The sequence below is a fragment of the Mycobacterium simulans genome (assembly GCF_900232995.1).
In the GTDB taxonomy this organism is placed as follows: domain Bacteria; phylum Actinomycetota; class Actinomycetes; order Mycobacteriales; family Mycobacteriaceae; genus Mycobacterium; species Mycobacterium simulans.
Genome location: NZ_OCVX01000086.1, coordinates 1 through 5,656 on the forward strand (window position 1 = coordinate 1; position 5,656 = coordinate 5,656).

Annotated in this window: 1 protein-coding gene and 2 pseudogenes; 1 reads left to right on the plus strand and 2 read right to left on the minus strand. The window is 68.8% G+C overall.

Going from position 1 to position 5,656, the window contains the following annotated elements; genetic code table 11:
- The first annotated feature begins 941 nt into the window (after positions 1–941).
- The gene (locus MSIMFI_RS27360) at positions 942–3,503 is read left to right on the plus strand and encodes a cellulose binding domain-containing protein (RefSeq protein WP_449870988.1); all 2,562 of its coding nucleotides are present in this window, start codon (positions 942–944) and stop codon (positions 3,501–3,503) included.
- 46 nt (positions 3,504–3,549) lie between these two features.
- On the opposite strand, the pseudogene MSIMFI_RS27365 reads toward MSIMFI_RS27360, so the two are convergent.
- Together MSIMFI_RS27365 and MSIMFI_RS27370 are read right to left on the minus strand one after the other, a co-directional pair.
- Positions 3,550–3,745: pseudogene (locus MSIMFI_RS27365) on the minus strand (acyl-CoA dehydrogenase family protein); the annotation flags it as partial.
- A gap of 396 nt (positions 3,746–4,141) precedes the next feature.
- A pseudogene (locus MSIMFI_RS27370) lies at positions 4,142–5,656 on the minus strand (PE family protein); the annotation flags it as partial.

Genomic DNA, 5,656 nt, shown 5'->3' on the forward strand with positions numbered 1-5,656 from the left:
GTGGCGCGGGCGGTGGTGGCGCGGGCGGTGGTGGCACGACCGGTGGGGGCGCGAGCGGCGGTGGCACGACCGGTGGTGGGATTACCGGTGGTGGCACGACCGGTGGCGGGACTACGGGCGGGGGTACCGGTGGGGTGACGACGGGGGAGTTCTCTCCCTATATCGACATGACGCTGTGGCCCCCGCTGAATGACGCGAACGCCGCTAGCCTCGCCAACGCGGGAGTGGACGACGCCACGCTGGCCTTCATCGTCAGCGGCGCGGGGAACCAACCGGCCTGGGGCGGGGTGTACTCGCTTACCGACCCGGTCATCACCTCCCAGATCTCGGCTCTGCACGGCGCCGGAATCAACACGACCATCTCTTTCGGCGGTGCCAATGGCGTGGATATCGCCTATAACGCACCGAACGCCACCGTGCTGGCCGAGCAGTACGAAACGGTGGTGAACACCTTCGGAATTCACAAACTCGACTTCGACGTCGAAGGCGGGATGCAGGCCAACATTCCAGTGCTGACCAGGCAGGCGCAGGCGATCGCGATGCTGCAGGCTGAGCAGGCGGCTTTGGGCACTCCGGTTGAGGTTTCCTACACCCTTCCGGTGTTGCCGACCGGTCTGACCAATGACGGGCTGGGGGTGCTGCAGATCGCTAAGGCCAACGGCGTGAACATCACCCGCGTGAACATCATGGCCATGGATTACGGTGAGGCTTTCCACGGCGGCGGAAGTCCGGACATGGGCGACTTGGCGATCATGTCGGCGCAGTCCGTTCATGGTCAGTTGATGGCGATGGATCCGTCGCTGACCAGCGAGCAAGCGTGGTCGATGATCGGGGTGACGCCGATGATCGGAATCAATGACGTGATGAGCGAGGTCTTCACGGTAGAGAATGCCCATCAGCTGGTTGCCTTCGCTGACCAGCACGATATCGGCGAACTGGGCATGTGGTCGGTTGCTCGTGACACTACGGGCCAGTTGGGTGTGGTTGGGCCCAATGGCAGTGGGGTGCCACAAACTCCGTATGAGTACTCTCAGGCCTTCGCGCAGTTCGACGGCACCAGCGGGGACGGCGGTGGCACGACCGGCGGCGGGACCACCGGGGGTGGGACCAGCGGCGGCGACACCGGTGGCGGGACGACCGGCGGCGGCGACACCGGTGGCGGGACCACGGGCGGCGGGACCACCGGCGGTGGGACGACAGGTGGTGCCACCGGGGTAGGGGCGACGTATGCCGTGGGGTCGCACTGGGATAGCGGCTTTGTGGCCAGTTACACCATCACCAATTCGGGTACGACTCCGCTGACCAACTGGCAGCTCGAATTCGATCTTCCCGCAAATGAATCCATCACGAGTCTGTGGAGCGGGCAGNGCGGCGGCGACACCGGTGGCGGGACCACGGGCGGCGGGACCACCGGCGGTGGGACGACAGGTGGTGCCACCGGGGTAGGGGCGACGTATGCCGTGGGGTCGCACTGGGATAGCGGCTTTGTGGCCAGTTACACCATCACCAATTCGGGTACGACTCCGCTGACCAACTGGCAGCTCGAATTCGATCTTCCCGCAAATGAATCCATCACGAGTCTGTGGAGCGGGCAGGTTGCCCAGTCCGGTACGCACTATGTCGTGACCCCTGAGTCGTGGACGCAGACGATTGCACCGGGCGGTTCGGTCACCGTCGGCTTCCAGGCCTCGCAGACCGGTGCGTACTCGGCACCGACGAATGTGGTGGTCAACGGACAACCAGTCAGCGGCGGCACCAGCGGTGGTGGCACGACGGGTGGTGGCACGACGGGCGGTGGTACCACCGGAGGTGGCACGACCGGAGGCGGTACCACCGGGGGTGGGACCAGCGGCGACACCGGTGGCGGGACGACCGGCGGTGGCACGACCGGTGGCGGTACCACCGGTGGTGGGACCAGCGGCGGCGGGACGACGGGCGGCGGGACTACCGGTGGCGGGACCACGGGCGGCGGGACCACCGGCGGCGACACCGGTGGCGGGACCACGGGCGGCGGGACCACCGGCGGTGGGACGACAGGTGGTGCCACCGGGGTAGGGGCGACGTATGCCGTGGGGTCGCACTGGGATAGCGGCTTTGTGGCCAGTTACACCATCACCAATTCGGGTACGACTCCGCTGACCAACTGGCAGCTCGAATTCGATCTTCCCGCAAATGAATCCATCACGAGTCTGTGGAGCGGGCAGGTTGCCCAGTCCGGTACGCACTATGTCGTGACCCCTGAGTCGTGGACGCAGACGATTGCACCGGGCGGTTCGGTCACCGTCGGCTTCCAGGCCTCGCAGACCGGTGCGTACTCGGCACCGACGAATGTGGTGGTCAACGGACAACCAGTCAGCGGCGGCACCAGCGGTGGTGGCACGACGGGCGGTGGCACGACGGGCGGTGGCACGACGGGTGGTGGCACGACGGGTGGTGGCACGACGGGCGGTGGCACGACGGGCGGTGGCACGACGGGTGGTGGCACGACGGGTGGTGGCACGACGGGTGGTGGCACGACGGGCGGCGGCACCAGCGGCGGGGGTAGCACCGGTGGCACTACCACGGGCACCTGGGGGGCTCCGGAATTCTCGCCCTATGTCGACATGACGTTGTGGCCCCAGTTCGACTTCGCGGGTGCCGGCGGCCTCGGGGATGTCGACCATGTCGTGCTCGGTTTCATCACCGCCGATTCCCAGGGGCAGGCGGCCTGGGGAGGTTTTGACGCGTACGCGGTCAACGGCGGCAGCTTGCTGTATCAGATCAATGACCAGATCACCGCCATGCATAACGCAGGTATCGACGCGACCATCTCCTTCGGTGGTGCGGCGAACCAGGAACTGGCTCTGGTCACCCCGGACGTCAACGCGCTGGTCGCGAAGTACCAATCGGTGATGGACGCCTACGGCTTCCACAAGCTCGATTTCGACATCGAGGGCGCGGCCCAGGGTGACGTCGCGTCACTGACACGTCGTGCGCAGGCGATCACCATGCTGCAGACGGCGGGGGAGGCTAACGGTACCCCGGTGGAGGTTTCGTTCACCCTTCCGGTGCTGCCGACGGGTCTGACCGCCGACGGGATGCGGGTGGTCACGAACGCCATCGCCAACGGCGTGGACATCGCACACGTCAACATCATGGCCATGGACTATTTCGATCCGAGTCTGTCGTATGAGGGCAAGATGGGCGATTACGCGATCCAGGCGGCAACGGCTGTCCACGATCAGTTGGTGCCGCTGTATCCGACGAAGACCGACGCGGAGATCTGGGCGATGGTCGATGTGACGCCCATGATCGGAGTCAACGACAACCCGGTGGAAGTCTTCACCCTTGCCGACGCGCAAAAGTTGACCACTTTCGCCGAGGAAAAGGGTCTGGGCGGACTGCACATGTGGTCGATCAACCGCGACTACTCAGGTCCGGTGGGGGTCCTGTCGAACACCAGCAGTGGCGTGTCGCAAAGCACCTTTGCGTACTCCCAGATCTTCGGGGAGTTCGACGACTGATCCCACACGTCCGCTCGGTGCGGGCACGGGCGTCGAATGAACCGGGCCTCTCCAACAGTGATTCCTCGGAATAGCCTGTGGTGCCGGACAATTCGACGGACTTGAGGGTGACGTCGCTGGCCATTCCGCCAGCCTTGGCCTTGCTCATCGACGCTTCTTTGGGAGTTGGGGATATTGTTGTCGGCCTCTATCCGCAGGAACTCGGCCGTGACAGCACTCCGCACATGCGAAGGCTTGTCGTATCGGTTCGAGCGCGGAATATGGGTCAAGGCAACGGGATTCGGTGGATCGGCGATCGGTGAGGCTAATCGACGGTGTGAACCCGACGCTGGTTCCCAACGACAGCGCCGCGGCCGGCATAGGATTCGGCACCCCGGACCAGCCCTGCTCGCCGCGGCCCAGGCCTGGCCATGATTGAAGGGATTTCCCCAAGTTGGGCCCGGTGGGAATGGCGGCACCGGTGTCGGCTAGCGATGTGGTCGGTGGCAATGGCGGCGCCGGCGGCAACGTCGGCAGTGCCGGAAGGGCTTGTGGCGGGCGCTGGGTGATACTCGCAGCTATTCCCGCGGGCATCGCTACAGCGACGGCATCGAGTCCCCACCCTTGTGTGGTCTCCGAGTTGACCGCGATGGCTGAAGCTACGTCGGTGCCACATCGCGCTCAATATCACCGTTATGCGGGGCCCCCGGTTCCGCCGGCGCCGCCCGCACCGCCGGCGTACTCGTCGTGGCTGCTACCGTCCTGGCCCGGCTGGGGGGGCCGCCGGGCCCGCCATTACCGGTCCCGCCGGTCCCGCCGGTCCCGCCGGTTGCGCCGTCCCCGCCGCGGGACTGGTTCAGGTCGGCGCCTTCCCCGCCGGTGCCGCCGGTCCCGCCGACCCCGCCGTCGCCGTCACCGACGCCGATGCCTTCACCGTTGCCGCCGGTGCCGCCGGTCCCGCCGGCGCCGCCCGTGCCGCCGTTGATTCCGCTGCCGCCGGTGCCGCCGTTGCCGCCGCTGCCGCCGAAACCGCCCGCGCCGCTGGTGCCGGCATTTCCACCGTTGCCGCCGGCCCCGCCGCTTTCGCCGACGGGCCCGGTCGCGCCATCGGCACCGTTACCTGGTTTCCCGCCGGCACCACCGTTGCCGCCATTGCCGCCAACGCCGTCGCTGCCCACCTGGCCATGGGTCGCGGCCCCACCCTTGCCGCCGTTGCCGCCGGCGCCGCCGGCCCCTCCGTTGCCGCCATCGCCGCCGGCCGCGCCCGCGGAGTGAGCGAGGGCACCGTTCATGCCGTCCCCGCCTTGCCCACCGGCGCCGCCGGCGCCGCCGGCGCCGCCGGTGCCGCCGCCACCGCCGCTGCCGCCGCTGCCGCCGATGCCGGCCTTGCCGAGGCCGGCACCGGCGTCGCCGCCGATGCCACCGGCGCCGCCACCGCCACCGCCACCGCCGAAGACGTTGAAGGTGCTAGCCACGCTGGCCGTGTTGTCGCCGCCGTCACCGCCGGTGCCGCCGCCGCCACCACCACCACCGTTGCCGTTGATTCCGGTGGCGGAGCTGCCGCCCGCGCCTCCGGCCCCACCTCGGCCACCGTCGCCGCCCTGGCCACCGAAGTTGGTGGCGCTGGTGCCGTTTTCGCCGGGGCCGTTGCCGCCGTTACCGCCGGTGCCTGCGCTACCCGCGCTGCCAGCGCCACTGAGGCCGGTGCCGGCGGCGCCGACCGTGCCTGCGGCACCGCCTAGGCCGCCGTTGCCGCCCTTGCCGCCGGTGTTGCCGGCAACCGTGGACGCGGTCCCGTCACCCCCGGCGCCACCGGTGCCGCCGCTGCCGGCGGAGCCGCCGCTACCGCCTTGGCCGAACAGCATGCCACCGTTGGCGCCGGCTCCACCGCTCGCGCCGGTTCCACCGTTTCCGCCGTTTCCGCCGTTGGCACCACCAGCGCCTCCATTGCCGGCGTTGCCGCCGAAACCACCGCTCGCGCCGTTGCCGCCGCTGCCGCCGTTTCCGACCAGTAGCCCGCTGCGGCCGCCGGAGCCACCGCTACCGCCGTTGCCGCCATTCCCGCCGGCGCCGCCTGCGCTGCTGGCAGAACCGGTGGTGCCAGCGTTGGCGTTGCCGCCGCTGCCGCCGTCGCCGCCATGACCGCCGTTGCCGAAGACCTGCCCAGCATTCCC